This window comes from Paenibacillus sp. USHLN196 (assembly GCF_037144955.1).
GTDB lineage: Bacteria > Bacillota > Bacilli > Paenibacillales > Paenibacillaceae > Paenibacillus > Paenibacillus xylanexedens_C.
Window position 1 is genome coordinate 137,853 of the sequence record NZ_JBBCYH010000013.1, and the last position, 22,688, is coordinate 160,540.

The following is a 22,688-nucleotide window of genomic DNA, read 5'->3' on the forward strand; positions in this document are numbered from 1 at the left end:
TTTAATACACTTTGCATGCGGCACAAGTCCTAGGTTTTGTCGATTCAGACAATAACCACACATCTTTTATCGGTTATCTCATCAAAATCCTTTAGATAGAAACAAAAATAAACGATATGTCACCAGTCGGAGAGAGAACCTTTTACGATTCGTCTAAGGAATGATTATCCTTCGTCGATCTCGTAAGTGTTCTCTACGGTCCAGTGCATATCGTTCATTCATACGACCTTTTAGCAATTACATTGCAAGCCTATATTACAGGATATACTGACTCAAATCACGATCAAGTGCAATATCATTCAATTTCTCACGGACATACTCCGGAGTAATCACCATACGTTCCAAAGTAAGCTCAGGTGCCTCAAAAGATAAATCCTCCAAAAGCTTTTCAAGAATCGTATGCAATCGACGTGCGCCTATATTTTCTGTATTCTGATTGACGGATTCAGCCAATTTGGCAATTTCACGAATGGCATCATCCGAGAACTCGATTTCAATATTTTCGGTACGCAGCAGATCAACATACTGCTTGGTCAGTGCATTTTGAGGCTCAGTCAGAATGGATACAAACTCTTCCAGCGTAAGACTACTTAGTTCCACACGAATTGGGAAGCGCCCCTGAAGCTCAGGAATCAGATCAGAGGGTTTGGCAACGTGAAATGCGCCAGCAGCCATAAACAGAATATAATCCGTTTTGACAGGACCATACTTCGTCATTACTGTAGAGCCCTCTACGATAGGCAGAATGTCACGTTGCACACCCTCCCGGGACACATCAGGGCCACTACCGCGCCCTTGACTGGCGACCTTGTCAATTTCATCTATGAAAATGATACCTGTCTGCTCTGCTCGACGAATGGACTCTTGTGTAACATCATCCATATCGATCAATTTGCCTGCTTCTTCCTGGATCAACACTTTGCGCGCTTCTTTGATGGCGAGCTTACGCTTTTTCGTTCGACGAGGTAAGAGGCTGCCAAACATCTCCTGCATGTTCATCCCCATCTGATCATTACCTTGTCCAGCAAACATGTCCATCATGTTAGGTGCAGTGTCCTCCACATCAATTTCAATGATGTCATCCTCCAACTTGCCGGACAACAGATCAAACTTGATCTTACGGCGGCGTTCGGCAACCCCAGTATCCGGTTCTGGCTCATCCTGTTCCTGAACGTTGTTGCCATTATTACCAAAGATCATCTCAAAGGGATTCCGCTGATTCTTGGACTTAGACTGTGAAGGAGCCAAAATATGTACAATTCGCTCATTGGCAGCTTCTTCAGCTTTGTCTTTCACTTTTTCAGTCCGCTCCAACTTCACCATCCGCAGTGATGTTTCAATCAGATCACGCACCATTGATTCAACGTCACGGCCAACATAGCCCACTTCAGTAAATTTGGTTGCTTCCACTTTTACAAATGGCGCTCCCACCAATTTAGCAAGGCGACGGGCGATTTCCGTTTTACCCACACCGGTAGGTCCAATCATCAGGATATTTTTAGGTACAATGTCGTCCTGCGTATGCTCAGGCAAAAGGCTCCGCCGATAACGATTGCGAAGAGCTACCGCTACCGATTTTTTGGCTTTCTTTTGACCTACAATATACTTGTCAAGCTCTGCAACAATCTGTCTCGGTGTTAACGCTTGAGTATTCATATTGCTTCCCTCCTACCAGTATGTTGAATTTATTTTACCTAACAAGGACAAAGAATCCCCTAGACGTCCTGGAGCAGATTACAGAATCATGCTCCACTACGGGAGATTTCTTTGGCTTATAACTCTTCTACAATAATATTACTGTTGGTATATACACATAGCTCCGAGGCAATCTGAAGCGATTCACGCGCAATATCTTTCGCTTCCAGGTTTACTGCATGACGTTTCAATGCACGTGCAGCAGATAAGGCAAAGTTCCCACCTGATCCGATAGCGATAACGTCATCATCAGGCTCAATAATTTCGCCACCACCTGAGATTAACAACATGCCTGTTTTGTCCATTACAATCAACAACGCCTCAAGCTTGCGCAAGATCCGATCCTGACGCCAATCCTTGGCAAGCTCTACAGCAGCACGCTGTAGGTTACCATGGTGCTCCTCCAGCTTGCCTTCGAATTTCTCAAACAAGGTAATGGCATCCGCCACAGAACCGGCAAATCCGGCAACAACCTGTCCGCGGTACAATCGTCTTACCTTCTTGGCTGTATTCTTCATCACGACGCTCTGGCCCATGGTCACCTGACCATCTCCAGCAATTGCCGCCTTACCATTATGACGAACAGCACAGATCGTTGTAGCATGAAATGACATATCCATGATATCAGCCTCCTCCCACGAATAATTTATACGCGTTCCGGAACAGTTAGACCTTCTGCCGCAGCAAAACTAGTGATACCATCCAGTGCACGCTGTGCAAGAGCTTCATTTTTTTCCTTTTTGTTACGGATTTTCGTTTCCAGCTTCGGCAACAAACCAAAGTTTGCATTCATTGGCTGGAAGTGTTTGAAGTCAGCTGTTGTAATATACTGAGCCATACTGCCAAGGGTTGTTTCAACCGGCAACACCACCAGTTCCTGCCCAAGAGCTGCTTTGGCTGCGTTCATACCGGCAATAAGGCCTGATGCAGCAGATTCCACATATCCTTCTACACCCGTCATCTGACCTGCAAAGAACAGGTTTGGACGCTCTTTAAACTGGTACGTTGGACGAAGCAGTTTAGGGGAATTAATAAATGTATTACGGTGCATTACGCCATAACGAACGAACTCTGCATTTTCAAGTCCAGGAATAAGGGAAAAGACTCGTTTCTGTTCTCCCCATTTCAGATGCGTCTGGAAGCCAACCAGGTTATACAAGGTTCCCGCTGCGTTGTCCTGTCTAAGCTGTACAACAGCATGTGGCAACTCTCCTGTATGTGGGTTAACCAGACCTACCGGTTTCATAGGACCAAACAGAGCCGTCTGTTTTCCACGTTTCATCATCACTTCGATTGGCATACAGCCTTCAAAGTAGATTTCTTTCTCAAACTCCTTCAATTGAGCAACCTCGGCAGTAATGAGAGCTTCATAGAAGACATCAAACTCTTCTTCTGTCATCGGACAGTTCAGATATGCTGCTTCGCCCTTATCATAACGGGAAGCCAGATACACCTTGTTCATATCAATTGAATCTTTTTCAATGATCGGTGCTGCTGCATCATAAAAGTAGAAATATTCTTCACCCATTAGTGCCTTGATTTGCTCAGACAATGCCGGTGAAGTCAACGGACCCGTTGCCACAACAACGATACCATCTTCCGGAAGGGAAGTGAGTTCTTCATTCACTACTTCGATGAGTGGATGCTGGTGCAACGTAGACGTAATCTCACCCGAGAAGCCATCCCGGTCCACTGCAAGTGCTCCACCTGCTGGAACTGCATGCTTGTCTGCTGCAGACAATACGAGAGAATTGAGCATTCTCATTTCTTCTTTTAACACACCTACTGCATTCGTCAACCCATTCGCACGCAATGAGTTGCTGCATACCAGTTCAGCAAATTTATCTGTATGATGAGCTGGTGTTTTCACCACAGGTCTCATCTCGTATAATTTCACGCGTACGCCGCGACTTGCAATCTGCCAGGCAGCTTCTGTCCCTGCCAGCCCGGCACCAATAACGGTTACTTGTTGTTCATTTGTCAAAATCTTTTACCTCCACAAAACAATTTCATCACTCACTAAAATTGGTTCACATATATTAATCCGCTGACTCGTCATCCGATTCATCCACCGGCTCCTGATGATCACATGATGTACACTGCAATCGTGCTCCCTTTTTGTTCCGCTTCTCAATCATTAAAGATCCGCAACTAGGACATGGTTTGGCTGAAGGTCTGTCCCATGAGACAAAATCACATTCAGGATACTTGTCACAACCGTAGAAAATACGTCCTTTTTTACTACGACGCTCAACAACATGACCTTCCTTACACTTCGGACAAGTTACGCCGATATCCTTGATAATCGGTTTGGTATTCCGGCAATCAGGAAAGCCAGAGCATGCAAGAAACTTGCCAAAACGTCCGAGTTTATAAACAAGTGGTTTGCCGCACTTCTCACAGATCTCATCCGATACTTCGTCTTCAATCTCGATTTCCTTCATTTCTTCTTCCGCAAACTCAAGCCGTTTCTCAAAAGATTCATAGAATTCTGCGAGTACTTTGACCCAATCCTCCGAACCTTCCTCCACATGGTCAAGATCACCTTCCATGTTCGCGGTAAACTCTACATTCAGGATTTCCGGGAAAAACTCTTCCATCTGTTCGATGACCAGTTCACCCAGCTCGGTCGGCATGAATTTCTTTTCCTCAATTGCAACATATCCGCGCTTCTGAATAGTCTCCAGTGTTGGCGCATATGTACTCGGACGCCCTATACCCAGTTCCTCAAGTGTCTTAACCAGCCTAGCCTCCGTATATCGTGGTGGCGGTTGGGTAAAATGCTGTTTCGGCTCGATTTCCTGCTTATCAAGCACATCTCCACTTTTCAGCGGAGGCAGCAGACGATCTTCTTCGGTTGTACCATCGTCGTTTCCTTCAACGTACACCTTCATGAAACCTTGGAATCGAACTTTCGAACCTGCTGCACGGAAAATCGTGTCCCCCGCCGCAATATCCACCGAGAGCGTATCCAGGATAGCCGAAGACATTTGGCTCGCTACAAAACGTTCCCATACCAGTTTATATAACCGGAACTGATCGCGACTCATGAATGATTTGATTGAATCAGGATCCCGTAGAATTGAAGTGGGACGAATCGCTTCATGCGCATCCTGAGCATTAGCTGCTTTTTTGGAATAGTTTCGTGGAGTCTCAGGTGCAAATGGCTCACCATACTTACCAACGATATATTCTTTGGCTTCTTCTTGTGCAGATGCCGCAATTCGTGTGGAGTCTGTACGCATATACGTGATGAGACCTACTGTGCCTTCTTTTCCAAGGTCTACGCCTTCATATAGCTGTTGTGCGACCGACATCGTCTTGGAAGCTCTAAAATTCAATTTACGTGCTGCTTCCTGTTGCAAAGAACTCGTCGTAAACGGGGCGGAAGGGTTCCGACTCCGTTCCTTCTCTTTGACTTCCTTGATCGTAAAGTCTGCACCTTCGATCTGTTTCAGGATCGCTTGCACTTCCGCTTCACTGCCCAACTCTGTTTTGGCACCGTTCAATTTATGAAACTTGGCTTCAAACGGATTGCCGTCTGCTGTCAGTTTAGCGGTAATGCTCCAGTATTCTTCCGGCTCAAAATCATCAATTTCATTTTCACGATCTAAAATGATTTTGACAGCCACGGACTGAACACGACCAGCGGACAAGCCTTTTTTAACTTTTTTCCATAATAATGGACTAATCTTATATCCTACAAGCCGATCCAGAATACGTCTTGCCTGTTGCGCGTTAACCAAATCCATATTGATTTTCCGCGGCGTTTTGAACGCATCTTTGACCGCCTGTTTTGTAATTTCATTAAATACAACCCGGCAATCTGCCGTATCGTCCAGTTCAAGGGCATGGGCCAAATGCCATGCGATAGCCTCACCTTCGCGATCCGGGTCAGCTGCGAGATACACTTTTTTCACTTTCTTTCGTGCATCCTTCAGTTCTTTCAAAATTGAACCTTTGCCGCGGATCGTAATATATTTCGGATTAAAATCATTCTCCACCTCAACGCCGATCTGACTCTTTGGCAAATCGCGAACATGTCCCATCGAAGCTTTCACGATGAACTTGCTGCCTAAATATTTGCCTATCGTCTTCGCCTTTGAGGGCGACTCCACGATTACGAGTGCATCCGCCATAGGTTCATCCTCCTCTCAGTCATGAAACTGTTTCTGTAAGCTTATGCATAGTTAATAACTTCTGCTAATTATATATTTCCACACACTGCGTAGGTTGCAGCATCGTCATACCCTCGCGTATTTAGTGCCTGGTAATTGGCTAATCTGCTTTTTTATGATTAAAGATAACAGAACTGAATGCAAATGTCCAAAATCCCAACCAAGCAGTTCAACCAGTTGATCCAATGATTGTTCGCCCTGTTCCAACAGATAAATCACGCGTTGTTCATCTGGAGAGAGCTTCACCTCAGCGAATAACCCTTGCCCGGAAGGTTCAGGTGTTTCTGTCGAACGTCCTCTATTGTAAGGAAGTTGTTCTGCATTTGGCAAGTCCAAACGATACTCTTCCAAAATGTCTGCTGCACAAGTCACCAATTTGGCACCTTGACGGATAAGGTTGTGCGCTCCCCGACTCTTCGCCGATGTAATAGGTCCAGGGACGGCAAATACATCCCTTCCTGCTTCAAGAGCAGCATCTGCTGTAATGAGTGAACCACTGCGAATGTCAGCCTCTACGACCAATGTTCCCAACGTTAGGCCGGCAATAATTCGATTCCGTTCCGGAAATAGTCCTTGACGGGCACGCGTACCGGGTGGATATTCCGATAAAAGCAAACCCGTCTCAGCGATTCGCTCGGCAAGGCTAGTATTTTCGGGTGGGTATATATGATCGATCCCTGTTCCGAATACGGCAATGGTTTTTCCTTTGGCACGTAATACTGCCTCATGACATACGCTATCAATACCTCGGGCAAGCCCACTTACGATCGTCAGTCCTGCACTGCATAATTGTTCTGCCAGCTTTTCTCCAACTTTGCGCCCATACACGGTCGGCATACGAGTTCCCACCATTGCAATAGACGAATTGTGTAGCAAACTAACATCCCCGCGAGCATACATTACCCAGGGAGGCTGAACGGTTTCCTTCATTAATATGGGATAATTCTGATCCAGATAAGTAATAACCTCTATCCCCAGATTGTAAACCTGTTCTCTTTTACTCTCAATCCAGTCGATAGTAAATTGGCTAGTCAAACGTGCAGCCTGATCTTTGCGCAAGCCTGCTGCGACCCAGTCGCTTTCCCCATAATTCAATAGATCGGGTAATTCATGTTGTCCCAGAATCAGTTTCGAGATTGTTTTCTTGCCAATGCCCTCCATCTCATGCAACCCAAACAAGATCCATCTTTCTTCCATACCATATGCCTCCCAGAGCGGGAAGAGATCTTCCCTCATATTGTGTGTTATGTGATCACGGAATGCAAGCGTTTACGCAGATGAGGAGCAATTCCTCTGCCTTTTCACGTTAAAAAAACGCAAAAAAGCAACCCTTCGCCCTGTTCAAGGACAAAAGGTTGCTTACCTTTTCCGTAACCATAATAGTCGGACTACCAGAAATAGATCATTTCCGAGCCGTTTCTTCTATTATAACGAAAAAGAATTAATGTGTCGTGCACAAATTCAAAATACCGCGTTCCTCAAGTACACTCACCAAAGTCGAACCCATCTCAGCAGGCGTTGGTGCTACTTTGATCCCACATGATTCCAGCTTCGCAATTTTCTCTTTGGCTGTACCTTTACCACCAGAGATAATAGCGCCAGCATGGCCCATCCGTTTGCCTGGAGGCGCTGTTACGCCACCGATAAAGCCAACAACCGGTTTGGTCATGTTCTCACGTACCCAATCTGCAGCATCCTCTTCAGCAGTACCACCGATCTCACCAATCATAATGACCGCGTGAGTCTGTGGGTCTTCATTGAACCGCTTCAGGATATCAATGAATTCGGAGCCTTTTACAGGGTCTCCCCCGATTCCAACTGCAGAAGATTGTCCAATACCACGAGTTGTCAGTTGATGAACGGCTTCATACGTTAGTGTACCACTACGCGAAACAACGCCCACATGCCCTGCCATATGGATATAACCAGGCATGATACCAATTTTACATTCTCCTGGTGTAATGACACCTGGACAGTTCGGTCCGATCAGGACGGTATTTTTACCTTCCATGAAACGGTCAACCTTGATCATGTCTAGAACCGGAATACCTTCTGTAATACAGATTACGAGGTCCAGCTCTGCATCAACAGCTTCCATAATGGAATCTGCTGCAAATGCCGGAGGAACGTAAATGACGCTCGCTGTTGCGCCTGTAGCTTCCTTCGCTTCCTGCACAGTGTTGAACACTGGCAGGCTGGCTACTGTACCGTCTTCCAGCGTGATATCCACATTGGTTCCGCCTTTACCCGGTGTAACTCCGCCTACCATCTGGGTTCCGTAGTCCAATGCGCCCTTCGTGTGGAACATTCCCGTTGAACCCGTAATGCCTTGCGTAATGACTTTTGTATTTTTATCGATCAAAATACTCACGTTGCTTCACATCCTTACGGTTATTTTTCAGTTCCCGGACAGCTCCGGTACTAAGGAATGAACTTATTTTACGAGGGCAACAATTTTCTGTGCACCATCGGCCATGGAGTCAGCAGGAACGATATTCAGGCCAGATTCACCCAGAATACGTTTACCAAGCTCCACGTTAGTTCCTTCAAGACGAACAACCAGCGGTTTGGTCAGACCAAGCTGCTTCGCTGCTTCAACAACACCGTTGGCGATAACATCACAACGCATAATGCCACCGAAAATGTTAACAAAGATTCCGGCTACTTTAGCATCAGACAAAATGATCTTAAATGCTTCAGTCACCTTCTCCGTTGTTGCACCGCCCCCTACGTCAAGGAAGTTGGCGGGGTCTCCACCGTAGTATTTGATAATGTCCATCGTCGCCATCGCAAGTCCCGCACCATTGACCATACAGCCGATGTTGCCATCAAGTGCTATGTAGCTGAGGTCGTATTTGGAAGCTTCGATTTCTTTTTCATCCTCTTCATCCAGGTCACGCAGTTCCAAAATATCTTTGTGACGGAACAGGGCGTTGGAGTCAAAGTTCAACTTCGCGTCCAGTGCGATAACGTTTCCATCTCCTGTAACAACGAGAGGATTGATCTCGGCAATGGAGCAATCTTTTTCGACAAAAGCTGTGTACAACGCGAGCATGAACTTAACAGCTTTGTTCACCAGTTCGTTAGGGATCTGAATGCTGTAAGCCAGTTTACGCGCCTGGAACACTTGCAACCCAATAGCAGGGTCAATGATTTCTTTGAAAATTTTCTCAGGTGTAGCTTCAGCTACTTCTTCAATCTCAGTACCGCCTTCTTCGGAAGCCATCATAACTACACGGCCTGTGGCACGGTCCACAACAACACCCACATAATACTCTTTGCGGATATCGCATCCTTCTTCAATCAGAAGACGTTTCACTTCTTTACCTTCTGGTCCGGTCTGGTGTGTCACCAATACTTTACCGAGAATTTCGGAAGCATAGGCACGAACTTCATCCGTGCTCTTCGCCACTTTTACGCCGCCGGCTTTACCCCGGCCACCTGCGTGAATTTGCGCTTTAACTACAGTCACCGGACTGCCCAGTGCCTCTGCGGCCGCAACCGCTTCATCGACTGTATAAGCAACCTTTCCATTTGGAACGGAAACTCCATACTGTTTCAGTACTTCTTTTCCTTGATATTCATGGATATTCATTCTCGAATCCTCCTATCAACATGACTGCAACAAGGCGGGTTGGTAGACTAACAAAAGACAAATGTTGACTATTTTCACTTAAACCCAATTCATTGTAACACGTTTTTAAAACGCTTTCCTTAAAAAATTAATGGTTAATAGACAGTATTTTGATATGAGTATGATCCCATATTGTGAATGTTTGGGTATATATGGAAAAAAACCTCAGCTAAAAGCCAAGGTTTCTACGATGCAAAGTTACATTATTATTTTTTGGCTGCGTTAGTGTTAGTTTCGTGGACTTTTTCCAGTAGTCCTTTGAACTGACCCAGCAAAGCTTCAAACTCGGTGCTATTCAAACACGCGTCTCCTTGGATGGATGCAGGTATGGACAATGCCTTATTTCGCAGCTCACGACCGGAGTCGGTTAGTGTAATTAATACTTTTCGTTCATCCTGAGCCGAGCGTTCGCGATTAATATGTCCTGCTGACTGCAAACGTTTGAGAAGTGGTGTCAACGTTCCCGAATCAAGGTACAACGCCTCCCCGATCTCCTTAACCGTGCATTCTTCACGTTCCCACAATACCATCAGAACCAGATACTGTGAATACGTTACGCCGAGCACCTCCAGATAGGGCTGGTACATCTTCGTAATCTCACGTGAACAAGCATATATGGCAAAGCATAATTGGTTATCCAGCTTCAAACTGTCAGTCTGCATATGTCTTTCTCACCTGCCTATTGTGCATTCTATTCCTTATAACACAGGAACTATAGATCTATATTATCACAAAATAGAAAAAAAACAGAATAATTGAGCACAAATGATTTTACCTTTCGATTTAATTATGTTAAATTAGATTGTATACAATACATTTTGGTGCAGATGGACATTACCACTTACTCAGGATGCAATAGCAATAATCAAAAGATCCATCGAATAGATTTACGATTTTACATATCAAAATCTCTTAACCATAACGCAAGTTTATACGATGCCATTTTCACAAAAGTTAATTAACTGATTTCTTTTTAAAATATAAAAATTCAGGAATCATTTATAATTACTACAGCGATAACGACAGGTTGACTGCATGATTCCTTTTATATAAAATGCTTAGTAGAAGCTGAGGAAGCACCTTAATTCGTAGACTGGCCCGTATTATGCGGAGTCAAGAATCGAGTGAGGTGTTTCTTTGTTATGTACGGGAAATTGCATAGTGCGTGTTTGTATGGAATTGATGGCGTTCTAATTGAGGTGGAAACTGATCTATCCAATGGCCTACCGCAGACGTCCATCATCGGATACATAGTCAGTATAAATCATATGGGGCAGATACTGAATTATCCGTTTGAACCTTATTCATCCCTGCATACTTCTCAACGATTTGATTTAGCTTTTTAAATATCTTAAATTCGAATGTAAGCATTATTCTCTTTCTTTCTCTTCTGGTGCTTATAAGTTTTCTGATTCTAATTGCATCAATCAGTTTTAATACTTCTTCTTCGCTATAAGTTATTTCTACTTTGAAATTTCTAATCTGTTTTATTACATTATTGATTTCGTCTATTTCTTCTTTTAAATCTTCATTAGATGATGTGCATTCTTTAAGTTCTTGTTCAAGCTTTGATCGATCTTTCTTTATCTCTGACACTAATTCATCCAATGTCTCTTCATCAAAGTTCCCCATACTATATAGCTTAATGATTTTCTTTTCTTGATTAGTCTTTTCATTAATTTGATCTTTTAAGTCTGATGCCTTTTCGACTTGTTGATTATCTATTCTTTCTTCAAGTTCTTTTTTAAATAAGTTCAGTTCCGAGATGTAAGTTTCTTTGAAGTGTCCAATAGTGTCCTTTAGGCGATTTTTCGAAAACTCATGAATTGCTTTTTCTAATAGTTCGCAAGATACATTTGGAGAAGAACACTTTAATACGCCGAACCTTTTCTTAGTAGTACAGTTCATAAAATCTCGACCAGTTTTGTTCTCTTTGTTTTTTGTATAGTTACATCCGCATACATCACATACTAAAAGCTTAGAGTATTTACTAGTTGGAGGTCTTGTTCCAACTCTATTTGTATGACTAACTTTGCCTTTTCTAACATTCTGCGCTAAATTGAACAGCTTTTGATCGATAAGGGCAGGGATTCTATCCTCATGAACTTTCCACTCTGATTCGTCTTTTAGGGTAGCTGTTTTTTTAGATGTAAACACAAGAGGAGAGTCTAACTTATTTCGAATAAGAGTTCCTGTGTAGCCGACATTCTTTAAGATTCTACTAATAGTAGTAGGACTGAAACTTTTACCTTTTCGTGTTTTTATATTCAATATGTCGAGTTCTTGAATTATCTTTCTGAATCCAAGACCGTGAGCATACATATAAAAGATCAATTGAATATTTTCAGCTTCATCTTTCACAATCTCAAGCTCTCTACCTTCTTTTATATAGCGATACCCATAATAATCATCTTTAACCCTAATCCTTCCTTCTTCAGCGCTCCTAGCAAGTCCCCAGATCGTCTTTTCGGATCTATCCTTTGACTCTCTTTCAGCAAATAGTATGAACATTCCCAACATCATATCTTCAGACATATTTTCTGTTGATAGGTTCATATTGGTAAAATCAATGAAAACTCGTTTGTCTCTTAATTTGCGAATAATATCAACCGAATCAATATTACGGGCAAACCTTGATACATCTTTAACTAAAATTCGATTAAATAGTGGTGGCCTATCGCTTATTTCTAGTAATAAATTCCCTCTTTTACTTACCTCAAAATCCAATCCTGCATCATAAAGCATCTTCTTAAATCCCTTACGCTTTTCCCATTTGGTAGCAGATAATGTGTCATAATAAACTTCATGAAGATTGGTATTACTATCCCCATCTATGTAATTATTATAATACTGTACTTGTGCATCCAAACTGTTTAGTTGATCATCATGTTTTGTACTTACACGACAGTACGCTGCAACTGAAAGTTTGTCCATTTAATCTCTCCTTTGTTTAATTCCTGACTTTATTATACCTTAATGGTATACCGTTTTAAACATAAAAATAATACTTTCTGTTTAAATAAAAAGAAGCCCTGTTAAGGCTTCATCGTAAATCTTATCTCACTAAAATTATGTATTCTTACTAATTCTTCAATAACGCTGCTATTCGAAGCAGGTAGTTTTTTTACTGTTAGGTCGCTTTTTATTTCTTCTACCAAACTTATGAACTCATTAGCATCATAATGATTCTTGTTGGTTAGCAACATAGGATATTTGGATCTCTCGTTATATATTTCGTAACAATATGTATTTTTCGTCTTATTCTCCAAGCTAGTCATAATCAATACTCATCCTGTGTCCACAGTGATAAGTGGTCTGCATACTTGGCTGAAATGTAACCAGCATAATAAACGTCATGAATCTTATCTGTTATCTCAAATGACATGACTCCATTTTCACGCAACAGATTGATTAGTGCCAATATTACTTCGTCCTTATTTTCCCGTTTTGCCATTCAAAAACTCCTCTATGTATTTTGTTTACTTTATACTTTAACTTGGTATATAATGTCTTAACCACAATTGAAAGAAGGTTGTTAGATGAAAGGTAATCTTCCCGATAGTAGTCTAGTAGGCAATATGATTTCATTGCCAACTCCAGACGGAAACAGTGTATTCTATCCTGCAAAACTTGCTATGATGGCAATGAATGGTCAATATGTTTTATTCCACACCATTTCTGATAGTGGCAATGCATATCTATGTACTACCCAACCTGACTGTGTAAGAATACGTGCTATTGGTGGTCTATTGGACATTGCTACCGCTTATGAAAGTCGTCCATGGGATGAAGAAACCCTGAGAGACCAAAATGGTATATTCTTTTATAAGATTGCTCCATCACTTGATGAGTTGAATAAGTTTGGCGATAGTCTTTCATCTAACTAGCCCCCTAACAAGGGCTTTTTATTTTGGTGAAATTCGTATTTCATTTAGATTGTAAGGAGGACGATATTTCGCCCCCCATTGACACTATTAGTGTTGACGTGATGTCAACCCATCGTCATCGGCTCTAATAAGAGCTTCAGCAGAATTTTTAATTGATTCTCCAATACCACCAGCCGATACAGCAAATGCATCTCCAACATTGTTATAAATTCTCACCACTTTTTGCTCAGGTGTTTCATTCTCTATTGCATTGCTCCAACTATCGTTCAGTTTACTAAATACCTCGTATGTACTTTGTCCTCGATTTACAATCTTATCTAGCAATAGCAAATCTTCGCGCTTCAAACTCATTCCGGTTAGATCATTCTTTTCAAGAAACTTTTTAATGCTTTGACCCAGTGTATTAATGCTAATGTCTAAACCTAATTTTTGAGCGTCATTTTTGAAATTCTCGAATGCTTGAATAACATTATCGAATCTACTACTCACATTTTCCTCATTAAATTGCTGATTGTTGTTTTCCATTTATATTATCTCCTCTATTATGTATTGTCGTATTACTTCAATTTTGCAAACTGATAAGCTTTAATACTTGGTTCTAACTTCTCAAGGATTTCTTGTACATGTCCACTGACTTCAAATTCTGCGTATTGTAAAGCGATTTCTTTGATGAAATTCTCAGTGCTATATTTCTCTTTGTGAATATATCGCTCTTTCAACGCACACTCATACTGTGTTAAAACTCTAACCAATTTAAAATGATCAACGTTGATTATTCTAGGTGCTTCTAGTCTCAACAGTGCTTGGATTACTACGTCTAACTTTTCTATGTAATTTGTAACTCCTACAAAATCTTTTAGGGATACATGCTTATTGAGAGTGTTACCCATATGATTCAGCGCTTTTGAGTATTTTAGAAGTTTACTCATTGGACAGTTCGACTTTGTTTTGGGAATTTTCAAATGTAATCATTAGATTCTCGTGTAGTTGTTTTTCTAATTCTTTAAGTTTTTTTGATTGCTCAATAGAATATCCCTTTTCAATCCATTCCTTCTCTGTTGAATACTGTTTCTCTGCTAGTTTAACTTTAGTTTTGCTACTGAGATAAGCAAAATTTGAAGCCATGTGTGTAAGTATTGCATAATGTTCTTTTAAACTATCTACCAAACTATTGAACATATCTTGACTTTTCGGTACTTGTTCAGTATTGAACTCCACCTTCATATCTCTAAGCTGTGTAGCCAAATCTTTTAATGATTTTCCTACTTCTGCTGGACTAGCTGTTTTCATATTTAATATTCTCCTCGTTTTTGTATATTTTTTATTTGTGGTCGTTCAAATCGACTGCGAAATCTAAGTCAATTATTCAGCAATCGCATCACCCTTTTCAAAAGTCCCATCCAAACATTGGAATTATGTAGTATAATATAACTACATAAAATTACTGGAGGTTGCCATGTTCATATTTGTCCTAATGATCATTACTTTCATGGTTATTGTAATGGTTATTATTATGAATAGAGATGTTAGAGACACTAACTCTTCTATTCGAAAGTCTCTCAAAGAAACACTACAAGAAAATATGCTCACAGAACCAAGTTACATACCAACTCAACAGTATTTTAATGGGACAATCTTGATTTCATTTGACGAGAACCAAGAAAAATTCTTATTGACAAGTAATGAAAAAAATGAAATCATCAGTTTCAAAGACATCATATCTTGTGAAATAATGCGTGATGATATTTCAATTTCTAAAACTTCGCGTGGATCTCAATTAGGTGGTGCTATCATAGGTGGTGCTTTGGCTGGCGGCGTTGGTGCTGTGATTGGTGGTCTATCTGGATCACAGAAACATGAGTCTAAATCTAAAAGTATTTATCTCAAACTGGTCGTAGATTCTCTTTCTAATCCCATTCGTGAAATTTACTTTTTTCAATCCGCTTTCTACACCGACAATAATGATTACGTTTTAAAGGAATGCTTTAAGCAAGCCAGTAACTGGCACGATATGATTTCAATCATTATCCGAAGAAACATTATTAAGTTTGAAAATTCAAATAGTGTCAGTGTCTAGGGCAGGGGAATTAATCCCCTGTCTTTTTTAATCTCAATTATGTATTACATCGTCATCCATCTGTCTTAATCGTAAGCATCTGGCTATAGGTGTATGTATCTTGCTACTTTTTGATTACTTTAGACCCTTTTGGAACTTGCCGTTTGTATATACCAACAAGCAATCACCCAAATCAAACGAGAAATCAATGTTGTTACGAATCTTATGAACTAAGTCATTAATCCGTGGATCATTCTTTTCTTCCAACTGTGATAAAACTAATTCTTTTTTATCTGAGGATCGATTGTTCCAAAAGTTATCATTCTCACATAATATCTTCAGCGAACTCAATCCTCGTGTGTATTCATTTACCAACTGCTCCATCTCGGTATGTGTATTCAATATGTATCTCCTCTAATAGATTTATTTTTGTAGTTTCTTAAATTTCTCAATCACTTCTTGTGCTACTTGATATCCACTGCTTGTTCGTTGAATATGTTGAACAAGTTCAGGATGATTTTGAATCAGATCATTCATTTGTTGTGCAGTAAGTTTTTCCATCTACTTCACCTCCTCTCGTAACTTTGATTTTCTAATCTCTCTCCTGTGATGCTTCTCGTAATCTACGAAACCAGACACTATTTTATCCCTCTTGCCAAGTTTCAATTTATCAATATCTACAGCTTCAGTTATAAGAATATTGCTGGGTCTTTTGTTTTTATGTAATTTGTTAAAGCTGCTTACCGTATAAACATGAGAATATTGTTTTTTATATGGATTCATCCATCCACTACCCATAATAACTGTCATATTACGTTCAGCCGCAACAAGCACAATCACACCTGATAATAAATTGGGAATATTGAACCCATCTATATCAACTAAGCAAGTTTCATTTGAAATTAATGATTCATTTATGCTGATCTGTAATAAGTGTTTTGCTTTCTTCTTTATTTCTTCTCCAACATTGGCGTAAAGCATCTCATAAAACCGCACAACTCCTCCTTTCTGTGTACCAGATGTACACACTGTGCTACAGAATCGATTAAAATCGCTCTAAAACGCTTATTTTGTGCTACAATGGGCTACCCTGTGTACGCATCTACCGTCAATTTGACGAATGTTCAACTATATATCCACGTTTAAGTAACTCTTTGTGATACTCCATAATAGACATTCGCATGTACATTTCCTGTGCTGATGTAATGAAACTTCTCCTTAAATCAAATTCAACCCGACTATTAATTTCTTCAATTGCTCTATCACTAATATCTTTAAAGTCTCTTTCGTTCATTTACACGTCCCTCTCTTTTCTCAACTCTTAACATTTCCATCCAAAGTATGTTTCCTACTTTCTTCATGCTCCCCATGTTCAGATGCTTCATAACAAAGTAATCTATTTTATCCATTCCTTGTACAGTCTCAACGAACACTTTTTCCTTTACATATTTTCCGTTTACCTTAAATAGATTGTACATAGTAACCTTTTGGACATACTTAGGGTAATCCCCATCTGGATTGGGTATGTCAAAGGAAGTCATATAATATGATCGCTTCGATCTCTTCGAACCAGCAGTAAACACAGAAGTTATTTGATCAATTCGCCTTTCATTTAACACATCAACATGTTCTTTGGCATAGTAATCATCGTCTGGGTAAACTCCATCGTTGTCGATGATCTGAAATGCTTCCTTACCCACATCTGTATTTGGCATAAGCGTCAATCCTTCGTGCAACAAGTCTATGTATACTGAGTCTTTGTATTGTTTGTCGTGCTTTTTAATGAACTCAATTGCAAATCTCATGGCAAGTCTAAACGCTGCTAATTCATCTCTATCACTCAAAAGGTACATCACTCCATTTAATATTTAATGGTCTATGGTAATACAGTTCACGTTGTATGACATCCTCACACTCTCCAATGTCTTGAATTCTCTTGTTGTCAATGAATATGGTTCGTGGATTCTTAGTAACATCATACACAGTTAAGTAGAATGCTTTACCTGTGTTTCCAATACTATTAGAGAAATCATACTCACTTATAACAGCGTAGAATCTTTGCCTGTTAACCTTAAAGCTAGACAAATGCTTACTAAATGGCGTATACATACAGAAAATAAGTTCATCCATTACTTTATGTATCTGACTCTTTGTATAAAACTCACTTAAAAACTCCTGAATGATAATCCTGTGCCGTTCCTTTACTGTGATAAATCTGAGAATGAATTTATCAGGGTCACAAATATCAAGCCTATTAGATTCCAAATAATCATTGTAAGTAATATATACATCTATCATGTCCTCTAAACTCTCTATCTTATCTACAATTCTCTGACTGATATAATTGGGATAGAAACTAATCTCATCACCTCCTTTGATCCCATATGTTATTTATGTATTATTTTTGTGTTAAAACTATCATTTTATTTAAACTACGTTATAATACAATTTTCCTGTTTGATCCATTAAGACTTTTCCCGGATGTTGCTCTAAATGCTGAATATATGAATCTTTAGTGGCTGCTGCAATCCCAGCTCTTTCGAAAATAACTTGAAAAGGTTTCTCTTTTAGAATTAGTTGGTGCAGTCTTTCGCTAAATCCTAATGATGTTCTCTCTTTGATCAAATTTTGACCTCTCGTATCTCCTGATTCTAGGTGTAGTTTGCTAACCGTATATTCATTACCTTCGTTAGTCCGATTTGTATCCACATAAAACAATAATTTGTTATTCATATTCCCATTCTCCTCTTTTCTTTTGGTATTTTCTTTAATTTGTCTTACAAGGTCTTCACATTGTTCTTTTGAGCCAAACATTGGATTGTAATTTGTAATCATTTTATTCAAAGCTCCACTCGTATCTATTCAAAATCTGTTCTTTATCATCCTTGTTATAGAATTGACTAAGAAATTCTTCTGTTGCTTCTTGTGTTGGCATTGTTCCCCAACCACACAATGCATCAATATAGTCTTCAGGTGTCTTCAGATAAAAAGTTAATACACCGTGCAAATCTAAATCTTCGGATTGATGCGCTGCAATTGCCATAGCTCCTACTGCTAACCCATAGTTGACATTAAGTTCTTCAACAGTTGTCATTTGTTCATCTTCCTCAAACTCGTCAAACTCTGGAAAGATATCAATGCCCAATGCCGCCGCTTGCTGATTTTCACTTAGATTTAGAATATAATCTCGATACTCTCGACCTTTTTCGCTTTCAGTCATCATTAAATTTTCTGCAATTTTTTTATCCAAATTTTCATCATCCTTGTATGTATTATTTATTTGTAATTAACTTATCTCGATTTTCCAATCCAACTGATAGCACTTCTGTTAATTGAATCAATTCTTTCATGAGTGGCATAAACTCACGATGATTTCTTAATGTTCTCTTTTCTTCGTTTGTCATATCATTAAATGCTTCTCTAAACTCTTTGATTAATTGAGATCCCTGTTCCAAAAGATATTCAGCATCCACACCAGTAGGGTTGCTTAATAGTTCATTAGCCAAGATCTTGTGATGATCTCTAAAAGTACGTAATTCGTAAATGTTTAGCTTTTGCAACTGTTCACCTCCTTTTAAATCAAATGTTTGTTTCATCAACTCTTAGTACAATCCCCAATTAACCTTTTCTGACATATCATTGATTTTCCCTACTTTAAAATCATTAAGTGAGATATCTTTAAAGTACAGATCAAAATATACTTCTTTTTGACCATCGTTATTGTAGACAAATTCCAATTCTTGAATTAGTTTATATTGATCCTTCTTGGTAGCCCATTCTCGAACATTTTCTAATGTAATTCCAATATTCTTATAGTCAGAAATCGACATTAGTACCTTATCTTTATCAAATGATTCCATAACAACGGCAAATGGCGCTTTTAGTTGATGAGTATACTTAAAGAATTCAATTGAAGTCATATACTTTGCTGCTTTATCAATATGACCTTGCTTGTACATAAACAAGGCGAAATACTTCAATAGCTCTAAATAATCATATTCAAATTCTTCTTGAAACACATGTTTACCTAGTGCCACCATACGACTATGAATCACATTAATGACGTTCAGTTCACCTGAATTCTTGATCTCTCCATTTACAATTCGCAACAATAGACTAGTGATCTGATTGTGGATATCCCGTTCAATATAAAATTTATTGCTCATTAGTTATTTTCCTCCAATACTTTATGTAGTTTCATTGGTTCAACATACGTTTCAATAGGCATCCATGTGCCCATACCTTTACCTCTTGCATTTCCTTTGCTTGACGATTCGTTGCCAGTATTGCTTACACTTGAAATTGAACTTTCATTTGTGAATTTGATTTTCATTATATTTCCTCCGTTGTTATATGTATTTTAATTCTTTATAAAATCCTTATTTTATTGTTCTAATGGCGCAAATGTGAACCAATCAGGATCAAGTTTTGAACCATCACAAACATATCCGCATTTGTACTCCATCTCATTTTTAATTCCTTGAATAAACTCTTCCATACTAATTGACTCAGTAGTAACTGTCATAAATGCATGCATTTTTCCAGCCGCTAATGCTAGTGGCGTAATTATTTGGAAGTCTTCTTCTTCAGTGAATTCCTTACCTTCCAAGAGAATTTTATCCCACTTATCCAATTCTAGCTTACCTTTTTCAGTCAACATAACATGATACATTTACTACCTCCTATTTAATTTTTCGTGATACACTTCAATATCTGCTGGTATCAATTTGTATTTGTTTTGCAATCTTTTAACAAATTTATAGTCTCTCTTAGCCGCCTTCTTGTCATGATGAGGATTCAATAATAGTTTAAAGTTAATCCTACGGTCGTAGAACCAATTAATTAATTTAATAAAGTCGTTTATGTTACTGTACTCCCCGTATTGGCCTACAAAAAGGTCATATTCGGCTTCGGTATAATACTCATCATCAATCTGAATGAAAAAACAGTTATCAAAATCAAACCATTGCTTAATTCTCTTCATCTCCATAATCAAGCATCCAATTATTAATAATTGACCTTGCTTTACTTGTTGTATATTTACTCTTGATATGCTTTGAATACTTCTTTTGTACATACTTCCCCAAATATGGAGCGTTGCGTGTATCATAATGATCAACTGGTACATGAAAATTGTATTTTCCAAACTGATAATATAAAAGATCTTCCCTATTTCCGATTGCATCAAACTTACTATGTATACCTCTAAGTTCGGCTAGGTCAGAGGTCAATGCCTTTTCGATAATATGTCTTTTCATTTCGTACAATTTGTTTAATTTGTTCCCCAATTTCTTCTTGCTACACTTACCACTTTGACAACTACTGTATCTATATATCTTCTCTGCTCGTTTTGCTGCCTTGTTAATAGTAAACAATGCTTCGCTTTCCTTTAGAAGATCGTTGCTTTTGATCTCCTCCCCAATCAAATATCACCCCCCTTCAGGTAATTCATCTGTATATTTATTCTTATTAGTATTATTTTATTATTTATGTCTTATAAAGTCTTCGACTAACGCACTTTAATCCAGTAAATGAATCTTGACCGTTATCATTTACAATATAATAATCTTCTGAAACACTATTTGTACACTCTTCTCTATGTAGTTGATAAACTTTATCCTTTGTTAAGTTGAGCCTATCTGCATTTTCACCAGAAAACACCACATACTTCGCTTCTTCATATGTACTTACTTCTAAAAGTTCAATGTTCATTTGTTTCCTCCTCTTTAGTGATTGTCTACTCTTTCAATATAACCAATAATCATATTATCGTCAAGTATTATTTTTGTGTAATTAAATATATTTATTCTTTATACTATTATTTTTATGTAATTAAGTTTACAAACACAAACTCAAACTTATGTTGATAGCATTTCTAATCTTTTCTATGTAGCTCTTTGGCATATCGAATATCTTATATTGTAGTCTTTCCTTCTTTACAGTTAAAACCTGTTCGCATAGAACGGTACTATCATTGAAGACTTCGCACTCATTAGCATCTACAAATACATGTGTGGGCATTCTTTTCTTTAGTTTACTTGATGTTAAAGGAACTACAATTACAACTGGACTATATTTGTTACCCATGTCGTTACTAATTACAACGCATGGTCTGTGACCACCCTGAACGCTGCCATCTCCTGCTCCTAAATCAACTTCCCAAACTTCCATACGTTTTATTGTTTTCGCATCTACTCCTCTGCGCTCCATTACCATACTCATAGTGCATCGACTCCTTCGTTAATTTATCGTTCCATTACAATGTTTATTTTTACTCTTAAACTCATTATATATTATTTTTGTGTTATTACAAGCGAACATAGGTTCTATTTAATTATCTGTTTTTCTCAAAGTCAATATGTAAATCTAGACATCCAACAATATTTTAGTCACCTACTAAAAAAGCTTGACAAGTAAAAGTATGAGTATGTGATGTTGTCCTTGGAATACTTCTTATTAAACGTAATTATAAATGTTTAAACATATTATTTTATACTTATTGGTGAAAAAAATAGGATCAGGCTTCATTTGCCCAATCCTCTGATGATTAATATCTATAAATTTCTATACAACTTTGATAAAACATTGGTTAAATCTTGACTATGTAATACTCCCAAAGGTCTAATTGTCTTTTCATGATCCAAAGGAATAAAGTGAGAACATCGGGCTACCGATGGTTTGCTTAGGCCAGCTTCTTCCCAATACTCGATCTCAATATCCCCATCATCGTAGTCCCTTTCATCTTTAGAGGTAACTTTGACTACTAGGGATTTTTTGTCTCTAGTATCGATAATGATAGCTGGCCTTCCTTTTTCACTATCCATGTCATCAAAAGGATATAGAACTAAATAAACATCTCCACGATTATGATTCATTAGTTAGGAAATCCTGCATATGCAGTTAGTCCTTTCCTCCTCTCTCTTTTTTATTATTAAACTCCATTTCGAGTTTTTTCAAATTGTCTTCTGCTTTTGCCCATAGATCATCAATTACAGAATCAATTTTTCTATTTGCATTCATTAAGTTTTTTTCTTGGATTGTAGACATATCTTTGTCCTCCTCACACATATTACACACTCCTCCAAAGGCTCATAGTTGGTAAAAGCATTGCCTTCTTTAAATAGGTATATACCCACTTTACCCAACGTAGAACAGGAAGATCGTACCTTTATGATACCATTTTCCTATAACATATACAATGTATATGCGACATTTAGTTGGTAAAAGTTAACTGTTAT

Annotated in this window: 31 protein-coding genes; 2 read left to right on the forward strand and 29 right to left on the reverse strand. The window is 38.9% G+C overall.

Going from position 1 to position 22,688, the window contains the following annotated elements:
• Positions 1-255: 255 nt before the first annotated feature.
• The 10 genes from hslU to WFI24_RS26420 form a co-directional block, all read right to left on the reverse strand.
• Positions 256-1,656, reverse strand: coding sequence for an ATP-dependent protease ATPase subunit HslU (gene hslU / locus WFI24_RS26375; protein ID WP_062833787.1), 1,401 nt, complete (start codon positions 1,654-1,656; stop codon positions 256-258).
• A 116-nt stretch (positions 1,657-1,772) separates the two neighbouring features.
• Positions 1,773-2,315: an ATP-dependent protease subunit HslV gene (gene hslV / locus WFI24_RS26380; RefSeq protein ID WP_062833786.1), complete on the reverse strand. Its 543-nt coding sequence runs from the start codon at positions 2,313-2,315 to the stop codon at positions 1,773-1,775.
• Between the two features lie 26 nt (positions 2,316-2,341).
• Complete coding sequence (gene trmFO, locus WFI24_RS26385; RefSeq protein WP_145318937.1) at positions 2,342-3,679, reverse strand: FADH(2)-oxidizing methylenetetrahydrofolate--tRNA-(uracil(54)-C(5))-methyltransferase TrmFO; 1,338 nt, start codon at positions 3,677-3,679, stop codon at positions 2,342-2,344.
• A 55-nt stretch (positions 3,680-3,734) separates the two neighbouring features.
• The gene (gene topA / locus WFI24_RS26390; RefSeq protein WP_336764936.1) at positions 3,735-5,834 is read right to left on the reverse strand and encodes a type I DNA topoisomerase; all 2,100 of its coding nucleotides are present in this window, start codon (positions 5,832-5,834) and stop codon (positions 3,735-3,737) included.
• A 105-nt stretch (positions 5,835-5,939) separates the two neighbouring features.
• Positions 5,940-7,070 (reverse strand): DNA-processing protein DprA, encoded by a 1,131-nt coding sequence (gene dprA / locus WFI24_RS26395; protein WP_336764937.1) that lies wholly within the window; start codon positions 7,068-7,070, stop codon positions 5,940-5,942.
• Between the two features lie 244 nt (positions 7,071-7,314).
• Entirely contained in the window at positions 7,315-8,244 is a 930-nt protein-coding gene (gene sucD / locus WFI24_RS26400; RefSeq protein ID WP_036609382.1) for a succinate--CoA ligase subunit alpha, read from the reverse strand.
• Between the two features lie 63 nt (positions 8,245-8,307).
• Positions 8,308-9,468, reverse strand: a complete 1,161-nt coding sequence (sucC, locus tag WFI24_RS26405) for an ADP-forming succinate--CoA ligase subunit beta (protein WP_336764938.1) — start codon at positions 9,466-9,468, stop codon at positions 8,308-8,310.
• A 245-nt stretch (positions 9,469-9,713) separates the two neighbouring features.
• Complete coding sequence (locus tag WFI24_RS26410; protein ID WP_145318947.1) at positions 9,714-10,169, reverse strand: MarR family winged helix-turn-helix transcriptional regulator; 456 nt, start codon at positions 10,167-10,169, stop codon at positions 9,714-9,716.
• A gap of 592 nt (positions 10,170-10,761) precedes the next feature.
• Positions 10,762-12,441 carry a recombinase family protein gene (locus WFI24_RS26415; protein WP_336764939.1) on the reverse strand — a complete coding sequence of 560 codons (1,680 nt, stop codon included), beginning with the start codon at positions 12,439-12,441 and terminating at the stop codon, positions 10,762-10,764.
• Positions 12,442-12,787: 346 nt separating this feature from the next.
• A complete protein-coding gene (locus WFI24_RS26420) occupies positions 12,788-12,961 on the reverse strand; it encodes a hypothetical protein (RefSeq protein WP_336764940.1) in 174 nt (57 codons plus the stop codon).
• An 85-nt stretch (positions 12,962-13,046) separates the two neighbouring features.
• On the opposite strand from WFI24_RS26420, the gene WFI24_RS26425 reads away from it, so the two are divergent.
• Positions 13,047-13,394 carry a hypothetical protein gene (locus tag WFI24_RS26425; RefSeq protein ID WP_124113431.1) on the forward strand — a complete coding sequence of 116 codons (348 nt, stop codon included), beginning with the start codon at positions 13,047-13,049 and terminating at the stop codon, positions 13,392-13,394.
• Between the two features lie 87 nt (positions 13,395-13,481).
• Here the strand turns inward: WFI24_RS26425 and WFI24_RS26430 are convergent, their stop codons facing one another.
• The 3 genes from WFI24_RS26430 to WFI24_RS26440 are packed head-to-tail and all read right to left on the reverse strand — an operon-like array spanning position 13,482 to position 14,684.
• Positions 13,482-13,919, reverse strand: a complete 438-nt coding sequence (locus WFI24_RS26430; RefSeq protein ID WP_336764941.1) for a hypothetical protein — start codon at positions 13,917-13,919, stop codon at positions 13,482-13,484.
• 32 nt (positions 13,920-13,951) lie between these two features.
• Positions 13,952-14,323: a hypothetical protein gene (locus tag WFI24_RS26435; RefSeq protein WP_336764942.1), complete on the reverse strand. Its 372-nt coding sequence runs from the start codon at positions 14,321-14,323 to the stop codon at positions 13,952-13,954.
• A complete protein-coding gene (locus WFI24_RS26440; protein WP_336764943.1) occupies positions 14,316-14,684 on the reverse strand; it encodes a hypothetical protein in 369 nt (122 codons plus the stop codon). The genes WFI24_RS26435 and WFI24_RS26440 overlap by 8 nt, the downstream gene beginning before the upstream one ends.
• Positions 14,685-14,850: 166 nt before the next feature.
• On the opposite strand from WFI24_RS26440, the gene WFI24_RS26445 reads away from it, so the two are divergent.
• Positions 14,851-15,471 carry a hypothetical protein gene (locus WFI24_RS26445; RefSeq protein ID WP_336764944.1) on the forward strand — a complete coding sequence of 207 codons (621 nt, stop codon included), beginning with the start codon at positions 14,851-14,853 and terminating at the stop codon, positions 15,469-15,471.
• Between the two features lie 114 nt (positions 15,472-15,585).
• On the opposite strand, the gene WFI24_RS26450 is transcribed toward WFI24_RS26445, so the two are convergent.
• The 16 genes from WFI24_RS26450 to WFI24_RS26525 form a co-directional block, all read right to left on the reverse strand.
• The gene (locus tag WFI24_RS26450; RefSeq protein ID WP_336764945.1) at positions 15,586-15,852 is read right to left on the reverse strand and encodes a hypothetical protein; all 267 of its coding nucleotides are present in this window, start codon (positions 15,850-15,852) and stop codon (positions 15,586-15,588) included.
• 21 nt (positions 15,853-15,873) lie between these two features.
• Positions 15,874-16,011 carry a hypothetical protein gene (locus WFI24_RS26455; RefSeq protein ID WP_336764946.1) on the reverse strand — a complete coding sequence of 46 codons (138 nt, stop codon included), beginning with the start codon at positions 16,009-16,011 and terminating at the stop codon, positions 15,874-15,876.
• The gene (locus tag WFI24_RS26460; protein ID WP_336764947.1) at positions 16,012-16,446 is read right to left on the reverse strand and encodes a hypothetical protein; all 435 of its coding nucleotides are present in this window, start codon (positions 16,444-16,446) and stop codon (positions 16,012-16,014) included.
• Between the two features lie 278 nt (positions 16,447-16,724).
• On the reverse strand, positions 16,725-17,294 hold the full coding sequence (locus WFI24_RS26465) for a hypothetical protein (protein WP_336764948.1): 570 nt from the start codon (positions 17,292-17,294) through the stop codon (positions 16,725-16,727).
• 583 nt (positions 17,295-17,877) lie between these two features.
• Positions 17,878-18,285, reverse strand: coding sequence for a hypothetical protein (locus WFI24_RS26470; protein ID WP_148089713.1), 408 nt, complete (start codon positions 18,283-18,285; stop codon positions 17,878-17,880).
• A gap of 1 nt (position 18,286) precedes the next feature.
• On the reverse strand, positions 18,287-18,700 hold the full coding sequence (locus WFI24_RS26475; RefSeq protein ID WP_336764949.1) for a hypothetical protein: 414 nt from the start codon (positions 18,698-18,700) through the stop codon (positions 18,287-18,289).
• A gap of 22 nt (positions 18,701-18,722) precedes the next feature.
• Positions 18,723-19,049: a hypothetical protein gene (locus tag WFI24_RS26480; protein WP_336764950.1), complete on the reverse strand. Its 327-nt coding sequence runs from the start codon at positions 19,047-19,049 to the stop codon at positions 18,723-18,725.
• 3 nt (positions 19,050-19,052) lie between these two features.
• Complete coding sequence (locus tag WFI24_RS26485) at positions 19,053-19,616, reverse strand: hypothetical protein (protein WP_336764951.1); 564 nt, start codon at positions 19,614-19,616, stop codon at positions 19,053-19,055.
• Positions 19,616-19,783 carry a hypothetical protein gene (locus WFI24_RS26490; protein ID WP_336764952.1) on the reverse strand — a complete coding sequence of 56 codons (168 nt, stop codon included), beginning with the start codon at positions 19,781-19,783 and terminating at the stop codon, positions 19,616-19,618. The genes WFI24_RS26485 and WFI24_RS26490 overlap by 1 nt, the downstream gene beginning before the upstream one ends.
• Before the next feature lie 51 nt (positions 19,784-19,834).
• The gene (locus tag WFI24_RS26495; RefSeq protein ID WP_336764953.1) at positions 19,835-20,122 is read right to left on the reverse strand and encodes a hypothetical protein; all 288 of its coding nucleotides are present in this window, start codon (positions 20,120-20,122) and stop codon (positions 19,835-19,837) included.
• A 3-nt stretch (positions 20,123-20,125) separates the two neighbouring features.
• Positions 20,126-20,440, reverse strand: coding sequence for a hypothetical protein (locus WFI24_RS26500; RefSeq protein WP_336764954.1), 315 nt, complete (start codon positions 20,438-20,440; stop codon positions 20,126-20,128).
• Entirely contained in the window at positions 20,421-20,876 is a 456-nt protein-coding gene (locus WFI24_RS26505; protein WP_336764955.1) for a YkyB family protein, read from the reverse strand. Before WFI24_RS26505 ends, WFI24_RS26500 begins: the two co-directional genes overlap by 20 nt.
• A 61-nt stretch (positions 20,877-20,937) precedes the next feature.
• Positions 20,938-21,162: a hypothetical protein gene (locus tag WFI24_RS26510; protein ID WP_336764956.1), complete on the reverse strand. Its 225-nt coding sequence runs from the start codon at positions 21,160-21,162 to the stop codon at positions 20,938-20,940.
• A 126-nt stretch (positions 21,163-21,288) separates the two neighbouring features.
• The gene (locus WFI24_RS26515; RefSeq protein WP_336764957.1) at positions 21,289-21,672 is read right to left on the reverse strand and encodes a type II toxin-antitoxin system PemK/MazF family toxin; all 384 of its coding nucleotides are present in this window, start codon (positions 21,670-21,672) and stop codon (positions 21,289-21,291) included.
• A gap of 332 nt (positions 21,673-22,004) precedes the next feature.
• Complete coding sequence (locus WFI24_RS26520; RefSeq protein ID WP_336764958.1) at positions 22,005-22,325, reverse strand: type II toxin-antitoxin system PemK/MazF family toxin; 321 nt, start codon at positions 22,323-22,325, stop codon at positions 22,005-22,007.
• 25 nt (positions 22,326-22,350) lie between these two features.
• Entirely contained in the window at positions 22,351-22,497 is a 147-nt protein-coding gene (locus tag WFI24_RS26525; RefSeq protein ID WP_336764959.1) for a hypothetical protein, read from the reverse strand.
• Positions 22,498-22,688 lie beyond the last annotated feature (191 nt).